The sequence below is a fragment of the Pseudomonas sp. DWP3-1-3b3 genome (assembly GCF_049896305.1).
Lineage (GTDB): Bacteria > Pseudomonadota > Gammaproteobacteria > Pseudomonadales > Pseudomonadaceae > Aquipseudomonas > Aquipseudomonas azotoformans_A.
Genome location: NZ_JAFCUA010000005.1, coordinates 24321 through 40471 on the forward strand (window position 1 = coordinate 24321; position 16151 = coordinate 40471).

13 protein-coding genes are annotated in these 16151 nt (G+C 62.7%); 6 read left to right on the top strand and 7 right to left on the bottom strand.

Going from position 1 to position 16151, the window contains the following annotated elements; genetic code table 11:
• Window positions 1-36 precede the first annotated feature (36 nt).
• Window positions 37-684 carry a glutathione S-transferase family protein gene (locus ACP7BX_RS16475; protein ID WP_177076161.1) on the top strand — a complete coding sequence of 216 codons (648 nt, stop codon included), beginning with the start codon at window positions 37-39 and terminating at the stop codon, window positions 682-684.
• A 27-nt stretch (window positions 685-711) separates the two neighbouring features.
• Window positions 712-3405: a cystathionine beta-lyase gene (gene metC / locus ACP7BX_RS16480; protein ID WP_426131238.1), complete on the top strand. Its 2694-nt coding sequence runs from the start codon at window positions 712-714 to the stop codon at window positions 3403-3405.
• A gap of 42 nt (window positions 3406-3447) precedes the next feature.
• Here metC and ACP7BX_RS16485 read toward each other — a convergent pair whose 3' ends face one another.
• From ACP7BX_RS16485 to ACP7BX_RS16510, 6 genes are all read right to left on the bottom strand, one after another.
• Window positions 3448-4524, bottom strand: coding sequence for a nucleoside hydrolase (locus ACP7BX_RS16485; RefSeq protein ID WP_426131236.1), 1077 nt, complete (start codon window positions 4522-4524; stop codon window positions 3448-3450).
• A gap of 27 nt (window positions 4525-4551) precedes the next feature.
• Window positions 4552-5862 carry an MFS transporter gene (locus ACP7BX_RS16490; protein ID WP_426131234.1) on the bottom strand — a complete coding sequence of 437 codons (1311 nt, stop codon included), beginning with the start codon at window positions 5860-5862 and terminating at the stop codon, window positions 4552-4554.
• A 162-nt stretch (window positions 5863-6024) separates the two neighbouring features.
• Complete coding sequence (locus tag ACP7BX_RS16495) at window positions 6025-6657, bottom strand: N-carbamoylsarcosine amidohydrolase (protein ID WP_426131232.1); 633 nt, start codon at window positions 6655-6657, stop codon at window positions 6025-6027.
• 12 nt (window positions 6658-6669) lie between these two features.
• Window positions 6670-7422: a maleate cis-trans isomerase family protein gene (locus tag ACP7BX_RS16500; RefSeq protein ID WP_010210656.1), complete on the bottom strand. Its 753-nt coding sequence runs from the start codon at window positions 7420-7422 to the stop codon at window positions 6670-6672.
• 14 nt (window positions 7423-7436) lie between these two features.
• Window positions 7437-8234 carry an alpha/beta fold hydrolase gene (locus ACP7BX_RS16505; RefSeq protein ID WP_177113029.1) on the bottom strand — a complete coding sequence of 266 codons (798 nt, stop codon included), beginning with the start codon at window positions 8232-8234 and terminating at the stop codon, window positions 7437-7439.
• On the bottom strand, window positions 8231-9364 hold the full coding sequence (locus ACP7BX_RS16510) for an FAD-dependent monooxygenase (protein WP_426131230.1): 1134 nt from the start codon (window positions 9362-9364) through the stop codon (window positions 8231-8233). Before ACP7BX_RS16510 ends, ACP7BX_RS16505 begins: the two co-directional genes overlap by 4 nt.
• A gap of 308 nt (window positions 9365-9672) precedes the next feature.
• On the opposite strand from ACP7BX_RS16510, the gene ACP7BX_RS16515 reads away from it, so the two are divergent.
• The 4 genes from ACP7BX_RS16515 to ACP7BX_RS16530 all read left to right on the top strand — a co-directional run bounded on the left by ACP7BX_RS16515 (window position 9673) and on the right by ACP7BX_RS16530 (window position 15378).
• On the top strand, window positions 9673-10725 hold the full coding sequence (locus ACP7BX_RS16515) for a 2,5-dihydroxypyridine 5,6-dioxygenase (protein ID WP_038850416.1): 1053 nt from the start codon (window positions 9673-9675) through the stop codon (window positions 10723-10725).
• A gap of 60 nt (window positions 10726-10785) precedes the next feature.
• Window positions 10786-11220, top strand: coding sequence for a MarR family winged helix-turn-helix transcriptional regulator (locus ACP7BX_RS16520; RefSeq protein WP_038850544.1), 435 nt, complete (start codon window positions 10786-10788; stop codon window positions 11218-11220).
• Window positions 11221-11362: 142 nt separating this feature from the next.
• On the top strand, window positions 11363-11845 hold the full coding sequence (locus ACP7BX_RS16525; protein WP_033901618.1) for a (2Fe-2S)-binding protein: 483 nt from the start codon (window positions 11363-11365) through the stop codon (window positions 11843-11845).
• A gap of 5 nt (window positions 11846-11850) precedes the next feature.
• The gene (locus ACP7BX_RS16530) at window positions 11851-15378 is read left to right on the top strand and encodes a molybdopterin cofactor-binding domain-containing protein (protein WP_426131227.1); all 3528 of its coding nucleotides are present in this window, start codon (window positions 11851-11853) and stop codon (window positions 15376-15378) included.
• Here ACP7BX_RS16530 and ACP7BX_RS16535 read toward each other — a convergent pair.
• Window positions 15375-16013, bottom strand: a complete 639-nt coding sequence (locus ACP7BX_RS16535) for a TetR family transcriptional regulator (RefSeq protein ID WP_426131225.1) — start codon at window positions 16011-16013, stop codon at window positions 15375-15377. The two genes, ACP7BX_RS16530 and ACP7BX_RS16535, sit on opposite strands and share 4 nt — an antisense overlap.
• Between the last annotated feature and the right edge of the window lie 138 nt (window positions 16014-16151).

Below are 16151 nucleotides of genomic sequence, written 5' to 3' on the forward strand. Positions count from 1 at the left end.
TCCCACATTTTGATCTGCGTTTATCCAGGGGTTTTTATGATTGATCTGTATTACTGGCCAACCGGCAACGGCTTGAAGGTCGGCATCCTGCTCGAAGAGCTGGGGGTGGAATACCGCCTGGTGCCGGTGAACATCCGCGAAGGCCAGCAGAAACAGGCGGACTTCCAGCGCATCAGTGCCAACGGGCGCATCCCGGCGATCGTCGACTATCGCCCGGAGGTGCCGCTGAGCCTGTTCGAATCCGGCGCGATCCTCAATTACCTGGCCGACAGCGCCGGTCAGTTCTTGCCACCCGCGGGCACTGCCGAGCGGCAAAAGGTCCAGGAATGGTTGTTCTGGCAGGTGGGGCATATCACCCCGTATCTGAGCCAGTTGCAGTTGTTCAAGGAGAAGGCTCCGGAGCCGATTGCGTTTGCCCTTGACCTGCTCAACGCCGAAGCCACGCGCTTGTATCGGGTGCTGGAACAACGCCTGGCCGAGGTGCCCTATGTGGCGGGCGAATACTCGGTGGCGGACATGGCGATCTTCCCGTGGATTCAACCGCAGCGGCAGGGCCAGGACTTGGCCGATTACCCCCGTATCCAAGCCTGGCGTGAGCGCATCAAGGCGCGGCCGGCGGTGCAGCGTGCCTATGCCAAGGGTCGCGAAGTGGCCGCGGGCGAACGTTCGTTGGCGTTGCAGTAACTCTTTTCTTCAATTGTTGGGACTTCCATGAGCCAGACCATCACCCCCAGTCAACTGCAGCAATGGCTGTTCGACGGGCAGGAAATCGCCCTGTTCGACGTGCGCGAACACGGCCAATACGGTGAAGCCCACCTGTTTCACGGGGTGAACTTGCCCTATAGCCGTCTGGAACTGGAGGTACGCCGACTGGCGCCTAACCCTCAGGTGCGCCTGGTGATTTACGACCAGGATGGCGGTGATGTGGCGGCGCGCACGGCGCAACGTTTACGGGGGTTGGGTTATAGCCGCGTGCACGTGTTGGAAGGGGGCGCCGAAGGTTGGCAGGCCGCCGGCTTGCAGCTGTTTGCCGGGGTGCACGTGCCATCCAAGGCGTTCGGCGAGTTGGTCGAAGAGGCCAGTCACACACCGCATGTGACTGCTCGGCAATTGGCGGACTGGCAAGCGCGCGGCGAACCGTTGGTGGTGCTGGACGGTCGGCCGTTCGATGAATACCGCAAGATGACCATTCCCGGCTCCGTCTGCTGTCCCAATGGTGAGCTGGGCTACCGCGTGCATGACCTGGTGCCGGATGACAGCACGCCCATCGTGGTCAACTGCGCCGGGCGCACCCGCAGCATCATCGGCGCGCAGACCTTGATCAACCTGGGCCTGAAGAACCCGATCTATGCCTTGGAAAACGGCACCCAGGGCTGGTACCTGGAAGATTTCCAGCTGGAACACGGCAGCACCCGCCGTTATGCGGATCAGGTCAGCAGCGACCTTACTCAACAGCGTCGGGCCGCACAGCGATTGGCCGAGCGGGCAGGGGTGGCGACCGTGTCGGCGGATCAGGTGCGTCAGTGGGCCGATGACGCTCAGCGCAGCCTGTTCCTGTGCGACGTGCGCACGGCTGAAGAGTTCGCCCTCGGCACTTTGCCGGGTGCGCAGCATACGCCGGGCGGGCAACTGATCCAGTCCACCGACCTGTACATCGGCGTGCGTCAGGCGCGCATTGTGCTGGTGGACAGCGATGGTGTGCGCGCACCGATTGTTGCCAGTTGGCTGCGCCAGTTGGGGCATGAGGCTTATGTATTGAACGGTGGCATCGACAGCGGGCTGGCCTTGCCGGTGTTGCAGCCGGTGGCGTATGAGCCGCTGCCGTTGATCAGCCCTCGCGCCTTTGAGTTGGGGGACGTCAACCTGATCGACCTGCGCCCGAGCATGGTCTATCGCAAGGGGCATATTCCCGGTTCCCGGTGGTCGATCCGTTCGTTGCTGGAAACCGATCAGCGTCCGCTGGTACTGGTGGCGGATGATCCTGCGTTGGCCGCCTTCGCCGCCCAAGGGTTACAGGCGCAGCTGCTCGACGGCGGTTTCGCCGCCTGGGCCGCGGCCGGTCTGCCGGTGAGTGAGGACCCGCAAAACCCGCCCGACGCGCAGTGCATCGACTTTCTGTTCTTCACCCACGACCGCCACAGCGGCAACAAGGACGCCGCGCGCCAGTACCTGGCCTGGGAAATCGGCCTGCTGGCGCAGATGAGCACGGCAGAGATCGCCAGCCTTAAACCGCTGCCGGCACCGTCGCGGGTGCGCACCCGGCTGATACATGCGGCCCGTACCGAAAAAGGCCAGGGTGGCCGTGCGGTCAACGTGCCGATTACGCGCATCAGCACCGTGCTGTTCGACAACCTGGCGCAGATGCGCGACGCCCGTGCCCGCCGTGATAGCGAGCGGGTGTTGACCTACGGCGCACGCGGCAACCCGACTTCCCACGCCCTGGAAGACCTGGTCACTGAGCTGGAGGGTGGCTATCGCACGCGTCTCTACGGCACCGGCCTGGCCGCAGCAGGCCAGGTGTTCCTGGCGTATCTGCGCCCCGGCGATCACGTGCTGATCACCGATGCGGTGTATTCGCCGGTGCGCAAGTTGGCTCGCGAGTTCCTGCAGCCGTTCGGCATTGAAGTCAGCTATTTTTCGCCGGACGGCAAAGGCCTGGAAGCCCAGTTGCAAGCCAATACCAAACTGGTCTACGCCGAAGTCCCGGGTTCGTTGCTCTACGAACTGTGCGACCTGCCCGCCATTGCCGCGTTGTGCAAACCGCGCAATATCCTGCTGGCCGTGGACAACACCTGGGGCTCGGGCTACCTGTATCGCCCGCTGGCGTTGGGCGCAGACATCTCCCTCATGGCCCTCACCAAATACCTCGGCGGCCATAGCGACGTGATGATGGGCAGCGTGTCCACCACCCAGGCCGCGTGGCCGGCGCTGGGCCGGATGAGCGATACCTTCGGCAATGCTGTCAGCGCGGACGATGCCTACCTGATCCTGCGCGGTGCACGCACCCTGGCCTCGCGCCTGGATGTGCATGAGCGACAGGCATTGGACATCGCCCTGTGGTTGCAGGCGCAGCCGCAGGTCAAGCGCGTGTTCCATCCGGCGTTGCCCGAACATCCGGGGCATGCGCTGTGGCGGCGGGATTTCACTGGCAGCAATGGCTTGCTGTCATTTGAATTGAACAGCGCTGACCCAGCCTATCTCGAGCGCTTCATCGACGGTCTGCAACTGTTCGGATTGGGCGCTTCGTGGGGCGGCTATGAAAGCCTGGTCACCGTGGCCGATACCCAGGACCGCGACAGCGCGGCGGACCGAAGGCTGAACCCGGTGGTACGTCTGCATATCGGACTGGAAGATGTGGCGGCGCTGATCGAGGACCTGCAACGCGGGTTTGCGCTGGCGGGTTGAGGCAAAAAAACGCTCCCACCGTGGGTGGGAGCGCTGGGTCGGTCAGTGCTTGACCGGCGTTGGCAGGGTCACCAGGTTGACGTAGCCATCCCAGAATTTCTTCTGGTCCACGCCGAACACCACCTTGGCTTTCTGCGTGCCCACGGGTGCGCCTTTCTGGTAGCCGAGTGCACGGCCGTAGTCGGCACCGAAGGTGGCGTCCACATCGACCCACAGTTCCCGGGACTCGGTGACGATGTCCGGGTTGACCAGGTACAGCGCCGGCAAGCTGTCCCAGGTAAAGCTGTGGTAGCTCGGATCCTTGTCGAACAGCGGGCCGAACTCGTGCTTGTACAGGTCGGCAATCGCGCCTTTCTGGGCAATCACACGCTGGTACACCGTTTTGTCGAAGGTGACTTTCTCGCACACATCGTTCGGGAAAATCACGTGTTCGATCGGCGAGCGCAACACGATCTTCGCGGCCTCCGGGTCGAACCACCAGTTGAATTCCGCCGCCGGCGTGGTGTTGCCCGGAATCTCCAGGGCGCCGCCCATGTACACGATGCGCTTGATCAGCGGCACGATATCCGGCGCCGAACGAATCGCCAGGGCGACGTTGGTCAGCGGGCCGACCGCCAGGATCGTCACCTGATGCGGGTTGGCGCGTACGCTGTCGACGATGAATTGCGCGGCGGTTTCCTTGCGCAATGGGGTGTGCGTCGCCAGACCATCCGGAGGTGTGATCAACTGCTTGGCCGAAGTCGGGCGGGGATTCTTGAATGCCCCCGGCCAGCCGGAGCCGAACAGCGCCTTTTCCGCCTCGTAGGTGGCGTAGTCATGCAGCAACGGGTAGGCGGCGCCGGAGTAGACGCCCACCTCTTTCTCCACGCCCATGCGCTCCACGGCCTTGAGCGCATCAACCTGCTCCTGGTCGACCCAGGCGTTGCCGCTGACCAGGGTCATGCCCAGCAGCTCGATACGTTCTTGCGCATGGAGCTGGGCGAGCATGATGAAGGCCTGGCCGTCATCGTTGAGCACGTTGAAATCGGTGTCGAAAATGACTTTCTCCGCAGCCTGGGCGGTGCCGGCACACAGGCCGACGGCAACCAGCAGCGCGCAGCTTTTCAGGAAACCTTGCATGGTGATTCATCCGAAAAATTGTTGTTGTTAACGGTTCACCAGTTTCGCCGGCAAGGCGATGACCAGGAAGCTGCTGAGGATCAGGCAGCCGGCGAAAAACCACAAGGCACCGGCGCTGCTGCCTGTGACGTCGATCGCAACGCCCATCAACGAGTTGCTCACCAAGCCTGCGATATTCGCCACCGAACAGGCCAGGGCAAAACCGGTGGCCGCCGCAGTGCCTTTGAGAAAGGTCGCCGGCAGGCTGAAGAACACCGGCACCGCGCCGATGATCGCCGCCGAGGCAATCGCAAACAGCGCTACCGTGGCCGCCACGTTATGGGTGAAGAACGTGCTGGTGGCCATGGCCGCCGCGCCGATGAAGAACGGCACGATGATGTGCCAGCGGCGTTCGCGGTGTTTGTCGGAGCTGGCGCCAATCAGCAGCATGCCGAGCAGGGCGGCGACGCTCGGCAGTGCAGTGAGCACGCCGATATGGAAGGTGTCGGTGACCCCGGCGTTGCGGATGAACGTCGGCATCCAGAAGCCCATGGCGTAGGCGCTGAGCAGGATCGAGAAGTCGATACCACCGAGCATCCACACCTTGAGGTTGAAGAAACCGTCGCGGAAGCTGTGCTTGCTGGCGGCACCATCGGCGTCGTCTTTGCGCAGCTCGCTTTCCAGCAGGGCTTTTTCCTCGTCCGACAGCCATTTGGCTTGCTGGTAGGTGTTGGGCAGGGCCCAGAAGGTCAGCACGCCCAGCAACACGCTGGGCACCGCTTCGATCAGGAACAGCCACTGCCAGCCGCGCAGGCCGCCCATGTGGTCGAAGTGGCCCATGATCCAACCGGACAGCGGGCCGCCGATCACGCTGGAGAGCGGCAGGCCGATCATGAACAACGCGATGATGCGCCCGCGCCGATGGGTGGGGAACCAGGTGGTCAGGTAGTACAACACACCCGGCAGGAAACCCGCCTCGGCGGCACCAAGCAGGAAACGCAGGATGTAGAACTGGGTGGTGGAGGTGACCAGCATGGTGCAGGCCGAGAGCAGGCCCCAGGTGATCATGATGCGCGCGATCCAGATCTTCGCGCCGACCCGCTCCAGCACCAGGTTGCTGGGGACCTCAAAGAGGATATAGCCGACAAAGAACAGCCCGGCGCCGAGGCCGAACGCGGTTTCGCTGAACTGCAACTGGTCGAGCATCTGCAACTTGGCGAAGCCGATGTTGATGCGGTCCAGGTAGGCGGCCAGGTAGCAGAAGCACAGGAAGGGGATCAGCTTCCAGGTGATCTTGTGGTAGAGCGTGTTGACGGGGTCTGCGACCGTGGTCGCGGGCGCTGCATTCGCAATGGGCATTGGGTGTCTCCTGGCGGTGACTTATGGTTTTTATACAGCCGCTTTTGTTCCAGCACTTCGGAGTGCTGTAGAAGCGACTTCCAAAGGCAGTGTCAGAAGACTGGGGCGCGGGCCCCAGTTTGATGCAAGACCGCGCTCTATGGCGCGGTTCTTGATAACGTCTTATTGCTCCCTGAACTTGCGCATTGCCTCCTGCTTGCTCACCACGTCGCCATACTTGCTGTCGATATCGAACAGGTTGGCCTCATGGGGCGCCGGGTGCCGATCGCCGACGCATTCGCGCACGACGATGGTGCGAAACCCGTGTTGCACCGCATCCACCGCCGTGGCACGGATGCAGCCGCTGGTGGAACAGCCGGCCAGCACGACGGTGTCGATGCCCTGGGCATGCAGCATTGGCGCCAGGCTGCTGCCGAAAAACGCACTGGCGTACTGTTTGTTAATGACGACTTCCTCGGCCAGTGGCAGCACTTCGGCGCAGAACGCCGCGAGTGGGTTGCCTTCGACCATGTCCTTCATCACCGGGGCTTTTTTCACCCAGATCCCGCCATCAACGAAATGGCCGGGATGGTAGCGGATATTGGTGTGCACCACCGCAATCCCGTGTTGGCGTGCGGTGGCCAGCAGCTCGACGCTTTCCGCCACGGCCGTGACCACGCCGGGCGCGAACAGCGGCGCGCCTTCGGTGGTGTAGCCCTGCATGAAGTCGATCATCAGCAGCGCGGCCTTTTTGCCAAAGCCGATGCGGTTGCCCCATACGCCTTGGTAGTTGGCGTCGGCGGATTGTTCACTCATCTGTAAACCCCCTCAGTAGGCACCGGAAAGCAGGGCACCGGCACCCGGCACGATGGGCTCCAGGTCCAACGCCTTGAGCATCGCGTAGGTGGTGGCAATGGCGGCGGTGAGTACCGGTTTGCCGGTTTGTGCCTCGACCTTGGCCACCACCGGCAGCGACTGCATCTGCACGCAGGCAGACAGCACGATCACATCGACGCCTTCCAGGTTCATGCCGGCAACGATCGCTGGCAGGTTGGCCGGGTCGTGGCGGGCCACTTCGAGGTTGTCGGGGATTTCCAGGGCGCGCCAATCCACCACTTCAAAGCCTTCTTCGCGGATGTAGTTCACCACCAGCTCAGTGAGCGGTTTCATGTACGGCGCGACGATGGCGATGCGCTTGGCGCCCATCACTTTCAGGCCTTCGATCAAGGCGCCGGCGCTGGTGATCACGGGCGCGTTGGCGTCGTTGTCAGCGGTGGCTTTGCGCAGGCGCTGTTCGGAGTTGCGGTGATAACCCAAGCCCATGGCCATGATCGCCACCAGGCAGGCGTAGCCCAGCACATCGACCTTGGCGTCGGACAACTCGACAGCGCAACGGTCGGATTCGCCGTCCATGGCCGCCAGTTCTTCCTTGCGCACTTGCTTCATGCGCATGCGGCTGGAGTGAAAGGTGAAGCGCTCGGGTCGGATCGCCTGGCGCGCGGTGAGCATCGCCGGAATCTCGGTTTCCATGGTGGTGTTGGAGCTCGGCACGATCTGGCCGATGCGGTAAGGCTTCTGCATGGGGGGCTCCATTCTTATTGTGTGAGGAAGTCGCCGAGGGCGACGAAGAAACCGTCGAGGTCGTCCCACGGAATCATGTGGCCGGCGTCTGGCACGCGGGCGACGTGGATACTCGGTTGCAGGTCCTGGATTTCGGCAATGTCCTCATCAAGGATCACGCCGCCACGCCCGGCCACCATCAACAGGGCAGGGGCCTTGAGGTGGGGCAGGTCCTGGTGGAAATCCACTTCGTGGAAGTCATTGAAGGCACGCACGATGGCAGGCTCGTAGCAGGTGTGCAGCCATTCGGCGCGCAGTTGCAGTTGTTCCTGGGTCCAGGTGGCGCAGAAGGCGCGCATCGCCTGCGCGTCCATGCCAACCAGGGATTGGCGGATGGAGTCGACGTACCACGGCAGCTTGCTCGGGTATTCGCGTCGGCCCGGGCCTGAGACCGGTGGGTCGATCAACACCACGCGCTTCACGCCTTGCGGGTGTTTGACGGCACTGCGCACGGCAAAGCGGGCCCCCATGGAATGGCCCATGAGGTGGTAGCTGTCCAGGTTCAATGCGTCGGCAAAGGCACCGATGTCCTCGGCGCAGGTGTCCGCGCTGTAATCCAGCTCGGGACCGGTCGAAGACAGGCCGCGACCGCGCACATCCAGCACATAGGTGTCGAACTGCGCGCCGAGGCGCTCGGCAACAAAGCCCCAGGTGATGGCCGGGCTGGTGATGCCGGGGATCAGGATCAGCACCGGGCCCTTGCCGCCGTAACGCAGGTAGTGTTGGCGAATGCCGTTGGCCTGCACGTTGCCGCCGTAGAGAAAAGTGCTCACGCGGCCACCCCCGATTTCAGTTCCTGGGCGTACAGGTCATAGCCATAAACCCAGGCCGGATCTTCCTGGCTGCGCAGCCAGGTGTTGGCATTGGACACGGCCTGCACGCGGGATGCGCGTTCCTTGCGGTTGGCCTCGTAGAGTTCAAAGGCGGTGCGGTAGTCGCTGATGCCGGTTTCCTGCAGGCAGCGGGTGAGCATCGCCGCGTCTTCGATGGCCATGCCGGCGCCCTGGGCCATGTGCGGTTTCATCGGGTGGCACGCATCGCCGAGCAACACCAGGCGCCCACGGCTCCACAGCGGCAACGGGTTGCGGTTGCGCAGCGGCCATTTGGTCACGCTTTCGGTGGATTCGATCAGGGCCTGGACGGTGGGGTGGTAGCCCTTGAAGGCGTCGAACATCTCTTCGCGGCTGCTGTCGACGAACGCACCCTGGAAGTCCCATTCGGCATGGGGCACGCCGGTCACGTAGTAGTACTCGTCGCGCTTGCCGGTGGTGTAGTAGACCATCATGTGGCGGTCTTCGGTCCACCACTTGATGCAGTCTTCGAACTTCAGGTCGTACTTGGCGAGCTGGTCACCCCGGATCAGCGCACGGTGCGCGACCCAGCCGCTGTACAGCGGTTTTTCCACGCCGAGCAGTTCTTCGCGGATCTTGGAGTTGATGCCGTCGGCGCCGATCACGATGTCGGCGTAGGTCACCTGGCCGTCGGCGAAGGTCAGGCGTACCTGGGTATCGGTTTCTTCAAGGGTTTCCAGGCGCTTGTTGAAGTGCAGGGTGCCGGGCTTGAGGGTGGACATCTGCAGCGCATGCAGGTCGCCACGGTGCACGGTGATGTAGGACGCGCCGTAGCCGGTGAGCGGGATGCGCGACAGGTAGTCGCCGCTTTCGCCGCAACGGCTGAACCAGTGCTCAGGGTGCGAGCCCATCAGGTCCAGCTGCTTTTCGATGCCCATGCGGCGGAAGATTTTCATGATGTTGGGGCCCATGTGGATCCCCGCGCCCAACCGGGAAAACTCCGGTGCCTGCTCGTAGACATCCACGTCGAAGCCGGCTTGCTGCAACAGGGTGGCCGCGGCGGCACCGCCCAGGCCTGCGCCGACGATGGCGATTTTCTGAGTGCTTCCCATGGGGCGTGTTCCTCTCTCTTTTTGATTTTCGGCGGCGTCTGTCCGCAAGGTTTTTAAAGTGTATACGCTCATTTTTTGAAATGGGAAGCCTGTCTTTGCAAATTTATTTTTTTGGCCGTATTTGTCCTGCGTAACGGGTTGTGGTTAACAATTGCTGGGTTTGTTTCGATAGGTAACGTTTTTGCGTACCGCTTGCAGTCTGACTGCAATTCGGGTCTTATCGTTATTAAATGGCGTATACGCTATAAAAACGCACTAGAGTGAAGCGCAGTGCCTGAACTTGGTGCAGGCCCACAGGAGACAGGAAAATGCCGGTAAGCGATTGCGAACTGACCCAGATGTTTGAACACGTGTTGACGCTGTCCAAGGTCGACCCGACCCAGAGCGTTGCCGTGCTCAAGAGCCATTACTCCGACCCGCGCACCGTGCGTGCCGCGATGGACGCCGCGCAGCGCCTGGGGGCCAAGGTGTATGCGGTGGAGTTGCCGTCGTTCAACCATCCCAGGGCGATGGGCAACGACATGACCGCCTACTGCGGCGACACTGCACTCACCGGCAATATCGCCGCCCAGCGTGCACTGGAAGCCGCCGACTTGATCGTCGACACCATGATGCTGCTGCACTCGCCAGAGCAGGAGCAGATCCTCAAGACCGGCACCCGCATCCTGCTGGCGGTGGAGCCGCCGGAAGTACTGGCGCGCATGTTGCCGACCGAAGAAGACAAGGTGCGCGTGCTGGCGGCCGAGCAGCTACTCAAAAAAGCGCGGTCGATCCACGTGAAATCCCGCGCCGGCAGTGACTTCCGCGCCGCTTTGGGACAGTACCCCTCGGTGACGGAATACGGTTTTGCCGATGAACCGGGACGCTGGGACCATTGGCCGAGCGGTTTCCTGTTCTCCTGGCCCAACGAAGAGACCGCCGAAGGCGTGCTGGTGCTGGACATCGGCGACATCCTGCTGCCGTTCAAGACCTATACCCGCGAGAAAATCACCCTGGAGATCGAGAAGGGCTTCATCACCAACATCCACGGTGGTTTCGAGGCTGAATACCTGCGCGACTACATGAAGTACTTCAACGACCCCGAGGTGTACGGCATCTCCCATATCGGCTGGGGCCTGCAGCCACGGGCGCAGTGGACGGCCATGGGCTTGCACGACAAGAACGACGGCATGTGCATGGACGCGCGGGCGTTCTATGGCAACTTCCTATTCTCCACCGGGCCGAATACCGAAGTGGGCGGGACACGCAAAACGCCATGCCATATGGATATTCCGCTGCGCAATTGCGATGTGTACCTGGATGATGAGGCGGTTGTGATTGCCGGGGATGTGGTTGCGCCGCAAGCCTCCCGCGCCCGCTGATCAGAGGTGTGGGGATGGAGTATCATGCCTCCCCACGTTAGCCACCCACCGAGCCCCGCCGTGCCAGATTCCTACGTCTTTTCTGAACAAGTCGGCCACCTGTTGCGCAAGGCCTACCAGCGCCATCTGGCGATCTTTCAGCAGAATGTTGGCGATTCCCAGCTCACCGCCGTGCAGTTCGTCACCCTGTGTGCCCTGCGCGATCACGGTGCAAGCTCCCTGACCGAACTGGTCAAGGCCACGGCCGTGGACCAGGCGACTATTCGCGGCATCGTCGAGCGGCTCAAGGCCAAGGCGCTGATCAGCCTGGAACCGGACCCGCAGGACAAGCGCAAAGTGGTGGTGGACCTGTCCCCGGCAGGCGCCGAACTGGTCGCCCAGACCGCGCCGCGCGCTGCGCAGATCAGCGAATTGACCTTGAGCAATCTCAACCCGGCCGAACGGGTGGCGGTGTTGTTCCTGTTGCGCAAGATGATCGACGACCCGCAGGAATAATCGCAGCTGGCATCGATCTTGCTCTGAGTTCATGTAGTAGCCACTTCATCTGTCAAGTGTGTCGTGAGACCCCAGGTCCACGACGCTTTTTTTTGACTGTTTGATGTAGTGAATACTTCACCAACTGTTACGGGCGAAGCGAATGATCAGCCAGCACATCACGGTAACGCTTGAGGTCAACGGGCAGAAAAGCGACGTCAGCGCCATGGCGGACACGCCGCTGTTGCTGGTGCTGCGCAATGACCTGGAACTCAATGGCCCCAAATACGGCTGTGGCCTGGGGGAGTGCGGTGCCTGCACCGTGATCATTGATGGAGTGGCGGCCCGTTCCTGTGTGTTTCCGTTGTCGGGGGCTGTGGGCCGCGAGATTGTCACCCTGGAAGGCCTGGGCTCACGCCAGGATCCGCACCCGGTGCAACAAGCCTTTATCGACGAGCAGGCCGCGCAATGTGGCTACTGCCTCAACGGCATGATCATGACCACCAAGGCCTTGCTCGACCGTAACCCCAACCCCAGCGAAGCCGAGGTGCGCAACGAGCTGTCGGGCAACCTCTGCCGTTGCGGCACCCATATCGAAATCCTGCGCGCCGTGCTGCGTGCGGCCCGCCTGATGACCGTGGATTGATGACCATGACCGACACCCCCCTTTCCCGTGACCAGTGGCTGGCCAAGGCCGGCGTTTTGTTGATCGTCGATGACGTGCTGCCGCCTTCGGGGCCGGTGGCCAAGGGCGGCACGCCCACCGTGAAACCCAAAGAACTGGGGCTGTTCATTGCGGTAAACGGTGACGGCCTGGTGTACGCGTTCAATGGCCATGTGGACCTGGGCACCGGCATTCGCACATCGTTGGCGCAGATCGTCGCCGAAGAGCTCGACCTGACAATGGAGCAGGTGAAGATGGTGCTCGGCGACACCGAGCGCGTGCCCAACCAAGGGGCAACCATCGCCAGTGCGACCTTGCAGATATCCGCCGTGCCCCTGCGCAATGCCGCAGCCGAAGCACGGCGTTTCCTGTTGGCGCGGGCGGCGGGGCGCCTGGGTGTGAGCACAGCCAGCCTGACGGTCGATGCTGGCGTCATCCACGCAGCCGACGGGCGCACCACCACGTATGCCGAACTGGTCAGCGGCCAGCATGACCAACTGCGCATCAGCGGTGACGCGCCGCTCAAGCCCATCGAGGACTACCGCCTGGTGGGCAAGGGCGCTGCGCGAGTTGATATCCCCGGCAAAGCCACGGGCGAGTTGACCTACGTACACGACATGCGCGTGCCGGGCATGCTGCATGGCAGGGTGATTCGCCCGCCGTATGCCGGGCTCGATTGCGGCGACTTTGTCGGCAACAGCCTGTTGAGCGTGGATGAAGCGTCCATCGCGCATATCCCTGGCATCGTCGCGGTGGTGGTGATTCGCGATTTTGTCGGCGTGGTGGCGCTGCGTGAAGAGCAGGCGGTCAAGGCCGCCAGCGAATTGCAGGTGCACTGGAAACCCTGGAACCACGCGTTACCGGACATGAGTGATGTTGAACAGGCGATCCGCGACAACCCCCGCGTACGCCGCACCGTGCTTGACCAGGGCCATGTCGATGAAGCCCTGGCCGGCGCCAGCCAACGTATGCCGCGCAGTTATCTCTGGCCGTACCAGATGCACGGTTCGATCGGCCCGTCCTGCGGCGTGGCGGATTATTCGCCAGCCGGCAGCCGGGTGTGGTCGGGCAGCCAGAACCCGCACCTGCTGAGGGCCGACCTCGCATGGCTGCTGGAGTGCGATGAAGCGCTGATCGATGTGATCCGCATGGAAGCCGCCGGCTGCTACGGGCGCAATTGCGCGGATGACGTGTGCGCCGATGCCTTGCTGTTGTCCCGTGCGGTCGGCAAGCCGGTGCGCGTGCAACTGACCCGCGAGCAGGAACACCTGTGGGAGCCCAAGGGCACCGCGCAACTGATGGATGTCGATGGTGGCCTCAACGCCGACGGTAGCATCGCGGCCTACGATTTTGAAACCAGCTATCCGTCCAACGGCGCACCGACCCTGGCGTTGCTGCTGACCGGCCGTGTGGACCCGGTGGCGGCGATGTTCGAGATGGGCGACCGCACCTCGATCCCGCCTTACGACATCGAGAATATGCGCGTGACCATCAACGACATGGCGCCCATCGTGCGTGCGTCGTGGATGCGCGGCGTGTCGGCCTTGCCCAACACCTTTGCCCACGAGTCCTACATCGACGAACTGGCGTTCGCCGCCGGCGTCGACCCGGTGGAATACCGCCTGCGTTACCTCAAGGACGAGCGCGCCATCGACCTGGTGAAGTCCACCGCCGAACGCGCCAACTGGGTGCCGCGCACCGCGCCGATGCAAACCGCCAACGAGGACCATCTGCTGCGTGGCCGTGGCTTTGCCTACGCGCGCTACATCCACAGCAAATTCCCCGGATTCGGCGCGGCCTGGGCGGCGTGGGTGGCGGATGTGGCCATCGATAAACAGACGGGCGATGTGTCGGTGACCCGCGTGGTGATCGGGCATGACTCGGGGATGATGATCAACCCGGCCGGCGTGCAGCATCAGATCCACGGCAACGTGATCCAGTCCACCAGCCGTGTGTTGAAGGAACGGGTGACCTTTGAAGAGTCGACGGTGGCGAGCAAGGAGTGGGGCGGTTATCCGATCCTGACCTTCCCCGAAGTGCCAAAGATCGACGTGATGATGATGCCGCGCCAGGACCAGCCACCCATGGGCGCCGGAGAGTCGGCGTCGGTGCCCAGTGCGGCGGCGATTGCCAATGCGATCTATGACGCCACCGGCATTCGTTTTCGCGAACTGCCGATCACCCCGGAGCGGGTGTTGGCAGCGTTGAATGCGGGCACCTTGGGCGAGCCGGCCAAGTCGCCGGAAAAACGCCGCAAGTGGTGGTTTGGTGCGCTGTTCGCCACGTTGGGGGCGGTGCTGGCGACGGCCTGGCCGTTCCACAGTGAAATCGCGCCGATTGCACCGCCCAGCGCCGGCACCTGGTCCAAGGCCACTTTGGAGCGCGGGCGGTTGCTGGCGGCGGTGGGCGATTGCGCGGTGTGCCACACGGCGCCTGGCGGCGCGACCAATGCCGGTGGGCTGGCGATGCAGACGCCGTTCGGCACGCTGTACAGCAGCAATATCACCCCGGATGTGCAGACCGGCATTGGCGCCTGGTCCTACCCGGCCTTCGAGCGGGCGATGCGCGACGGTATTGGTCGTGACGGGCGCAATCTGTATCCGGCGTTTCCTTATACGGCGTTTCGCAATATCAACGATGCGGACATGCAGGCGTTGTACGCCTATTTGATGTCTCAGGCCCCGGTGAGCCAGGCGCCGACGCCGAATGCGATGAGCTTTCCGTTCAATCTGCGGCCGTTGATGGCGGGCTGGAATGCCCTGAACCTGCGGCGCGGTGAAATTTCGGTGCAGCCTGAGCGCAGCGAGCAATGGAATCGCGGCAATTACCTGGTCAACGGCCTGGGCCACTGCGCCGCCTGCCATTCGCCGCGCAACCTGATGGGCGCGGAGAAGGGCGGCAAGTCCTTTCTGGCCGGTGGCAGGGTCGATGGTTGGGAGGCGCCGACCCTCAATGGTTTGTCCAAGGCCCCGACGCCGTGGACCGAGGACCAACTGTTTACCTACCTGAGCACCGGCTATTCCGATGCGCACGGCGTGGCGGCTGGCCCGATGGCGCCGGTGGTCAGTGAATTGTCGAAACTGCCCAAGGCGGATATCCGCGCGATGGCGGTGTACCTGGCCTCGCTCAACGGTGATGCGGCTGCCGAGGCCCAGGTGGCTGCGGCGGCCAGCGTGCCGAATCCCAACGGTCGACGGGTGTTCGAAGGTTCCTGCAAGGCCTGCCATGCGGATGGCCTGGGACCCAAACTGTTTGGAGTGAGCCCGTCGTTGGCGACCAATACCAATGTACACAGCGATCAGCCGGATAATTTGATCAAGGTGATTTTGCAGGGCATCAGCAACCCGGCGACCAAGGATCTGGGGTATATGCCGGGGTTCAAGGACAGTTTGTCCAATAGCCAGGTGGCGGATCTGGCGGCCTACCTACGCGGCAAATTCGCGCCAAACGCGCCGCAGTGGAAGGGCCTGGAACAGAAGGTGGCGCATTTGCGCGCCAATCCAGGCACCCACTAAGGCGTCACGCCGCGCAGCACCAGGTCACTGATGAACCCCAGCCAATCCTGCTGCTGGCCTTTGTTTGCCAGGTCTTCACCGAGGAACGAGCTGAGGGTATGGCGGTTGGAGTTATAGAAGTAGCACAGCGAGGCGATCATCAAGTACACGTGCTTGAGGTCCACATCCCGGCGAAACACGCTTTGGGCCTGGCCCGCCTCGATGATCGGGCGCAGCACGCCGACCGCTTCCCCGGACAACCTGCGCATCTCGCCGGATTGCTGCGCATGCTTGCCCTGGTGCAGGTTTTCGATGCTCAGGATCGCCACGAACTCCGGGTGCTTGACGTAGTAATGCCAGATGAACGCCACCAGGTCGCGCAGCGCCTGCTCCGGTGCATCGAGGTTCAGCTTGAGCTTGCTTTCGGCTTTATTGAACTGCTCGTAGGTGTGTTCCAGCACGCAGACGAACAGGTGTTCCTTGCTGCCGAAGTAGTAATAGAGCATGCGGTCGTTGGAGTCCGCCTCCTTGGAGATACTGTCGACACGCCCGCCGGAGTAACCGTCGCGGGTGAACACCTTGACCGCCGCCTGCAGGATGCGCGCACGGGTCTGGTCGGCCTGTTGGGCGCGGATGCCGGTCTTCTTGATCGCCATGTGAAAGTGCCTGGTCAGACAGTCTGGGCGCGAAATATAGCATGGGGTTTTTCGCGTCCGTTCTATGACCGACAAGTTCTGTAATAAAAACGCCATTGCGCTGGGGATTAAATTCGCGGCGGGCTATTTTGGTGCGTC